General features: G+C 57.3%; 2 protein-coding genes and 1 pseudogene. All 3 read left to right on the top strand.

The genetic code is table 11. From position 1 onward, the window contains the following. A partial coding sequence (locus QU481_RS23730) for a transposase (RefSeq protein ID WP_289832395.1) occupies positions 1-262 on the top strand: 262 nt, incomplete at its 5' end. A gap of 104 nt (positions 263-366) precedes the next feature. Continuing rightward, positions 367-552, top strand: a pseudogene (locus QU481_RS23955) (hypothetical protein); the annotation flags it as partial. A gap of 41 nt (positions 553-593) precedes the next feature. Beyond that, positions 594-888: helix-turn-helix domain-containing protein (locus QU481_RS23735; RefSeq protein WP_289828410.1), on the top strand; the 295-nt coding region annotated here is incomplete at its 3' end.

Consider the following 888-nt stretch of genomic DNA (forward strand, 5'->3'; position numbering starts at 1 on the left):
GCTGGCACACCTGGACTTCCCGGCGGCGCATCGGGTGAAGATTCACTCGACCAATACGCTGGAGCGACTGAACAAGGAAATCAAACGCCGCGCCAACGTCGTCGGGATCTTCCCGAACGAGGGGAGCATTCGCCGGCTGATCGGTGCAGTGCTGATGGAACAGAACGAAGAATGGCAGCTGCAGCACCGTTACATGCCGCAGCACACCATGGCGGAGCCTGCAGAGGGCTTGCCTGACAACGCCCAGCTACTGGGCGTGTAAACCTGGAAAACCGGACCGGAGTTCTGGCCTGAAATTTACACCACCTTGACGGACGCTATCAAATTCATTCGTGATCAGCGACTTAGTCTGCCGTCACTGCCACCTACGACGATGCACTCGGTGTTACCGCCGCGTTCAATCGCAATGTTCTGCGCGTCGTCAATCGCGCTGCGCTACGCCCACTTCGACCCGATCGGCAGGCATCGGCTTGTGCAAGCCGTTCAACAGTACAACAAAGGTTTCAACGCTTACCCCAGCGCCACTTAGGGGGCTCGCCCTTTATATACTAACCTTTTAGAAAGTAATGCCATTTCATGTGATAATTTTCTTCATGAAATGCAAACGAAACTCTGACGCCCGCGGGATTGACCACCACACCCTCCAGGTCATGCGCCAGCAAGCCGTCAAGGCGATTCGAGAGGGCCAATCGGTGCAAAGCGTAGCAGCCGCCTACGGTGTCAACCCGCGCACGGTGTTTCGCTGGTTAGCAGACTTTGCCAATGGCGGCCAAAACGCCCTGCTGGCCAAGCCGATCCCGGGGCGTCCACCGAAGGTGACGGCCGATGAGATGAGCTGGCTGGCCAAGGCGGTGAAAGACAATACGCCGCAGCAGTTCAAGTTCGAGT

Source organism: Crenobacter oryzisoli (assembly GCF_030385785.1).
GTDB classification, from domain to species: Bacteria; Pseudomonadota; Gammaproteobacteria; order Burkholderiales; family Chromobacteriaceae; genus Crenobacter_A; species Crenobacter_A oryzisoli.